At 60.4% G+C, this 1,187-nt stretch carries 3 protein-coding genes; 1 reads left to right on the top strand and 2 read right to left on the bottom strand.

Annotated features, from left to right (window positions below; genetic code table 11):
* On the bottom strand, positions 1 to 316 hold a 316-nt coding region (locus EN906_RS34695; RefSeq protein WP_164777636.1), incomplete at its 3' end, for a GntR family transcriptional regulator.
* Between the two features lie 229 nt (positions 317 to 545).
* Positions 546 to 830 carry a DUF982 domain-containing protein gene (locus EN906_RS34690; RefSeq protein ID WP_245484400.1) on the bottom strand — a complete coding sequence of 95 codons (285 nt, stop codon included), beginning with the start codon at positions 828 to 830 and terminating at the stop codon, positions 546 to 548.
* A gap of 69 nt (positions 831 to 899) precedes the next feature.
* Between EN906_RS34690 and EN906_RS34685 the strand changes: the two genes are divergently transcribed.
* The gene (locus EN906_RS34685) at positions 900 to 1,157 is read left to right on the top strand and encodes a hypothetical protein (protein ID WP_127268781.1); all 258 of its coding nucleotides are present in this window, start codon (positions 900 to 902) and stop codon (positions 1,155 to 1,157) included.
* Positions 1,158 to 1,187 lie beyond the last annotated feature (30 nt).

Below are 1,187 nucleotides of genomic sequence, written 5' to 3'. Positions count from 1 at the left end.
GCGTCCGCGTCTCGGCATGGGCGCCGGCATCGGCCAGCGCGCGCGACCAGCCGATGGAGTCATCGACCGGCTTGCCGTCGAAGGTGACGAACGAGCCGATACCAACCCTGGTCGTGATCAGCCCCCGGCTGGACAATTCCTCAAGGCCCTTGCGGACCGTATTGCGACTGACGGAGAAGCGCTGGACAAGTTCATTCTCGCTTTGCAGGCGGTCGCCGAAGCCGAGAACACCGGAGCGGATTTCATGTTCGAGAACGGTGGCGATCTGCTCGGGTTTGCCCGTACCGGGAGACAGTTGAACCGCGCGCCGCTTCATATAGTACCTGTTCAGTGAACCTGTATAATCCTGTTCAATATAGAGACCGGGATGCTATGTCAACGGGTACTGAAGACTGCCCAAAAGGCAGCGAATATGCGGAATACCGTGCAAGGCGCGCCGAGAGGCAGGTCAATATGGCCCCCGAAAAGCCGGTCGGCGATCGCCAAAAAAGAGGCATACATCAAGGGGATGGAGCCAGACCCTGATTCAATTTCACCGGAGCAGGCTACGGGATCGACACCTCACGCGGTTCGACGAGGATGTCCGCCTCGATCGCGGCGTTAATGAACGCCGCCCTTGCCGCCGAGACTTCTTTCTTTCCCTCGAGCACGGCCAGACAGACCTTGCGGGCAACCATATGCTTTTGCCCGGTCGCAACCGGCCAGCGGTTCAGCAGGACGTCTGCAGCCTGAGCGACCCGCTCCACGTTGAAGATCGAGTTTCGCGATCGGCCGAGCGCAATCCTGACCGGCTCATCGAAACGCTGATCTTGCACGATGCCACTCCCCAAAGTCGGCATTCATCGATTCGCGGCCTTCAACCCCGAGCAATGTGATAGGTTCCGCGCTAAAGGTGCAAGATGTCCGATTCCAGTGGCCAGAAAAATCCCAGGCTGATCGTCGTGGTCGCCTTCGATCGCGGTGAGGATGGCGAGCTGTTCCCAGCCTTTGGACCCGCCGACCAGCAAAGCGAAGACCGCGCTATACGCACCGCCAAGGCTCTGGCGGCAAAGCATGCCGGCGTCATCGCCTGGAGCCGTGAGGCCGATCCGACGCTAGGCGAATACGGCCCGCCGAACACGCTCTTCGTCAGCGGCGACGTACCTGACATGGAGTAATCTGGCGTCAGGATCCGGCCTGCGCTCAAT

It is taken from the genome of Mesorhizobium sp. M7A.F.Ca.CA.004.06.1.1 (assembly GCF_003999135.1).
Classification (GTDB): Bacteria; Pseudomonadota; Alphaproteobacteria; order Rhizobiales; family Rhizobiaceae; genus Mesorhizobium.
The sequence above is the reverse complement of the archived record's forward strand: the minus strand, read 5'-3'. Positions and strand labels throughout refer to the sequence as shown.

Coding starts and splice junctions, on each gene's coding strand:
- EN906_RS34685 (WP_127268781.1), top strand. CDS start 900: ATGTCCGATTCCAGTGGCCAGAAAAATCCCAGGCTGATCGTCGTGGTC.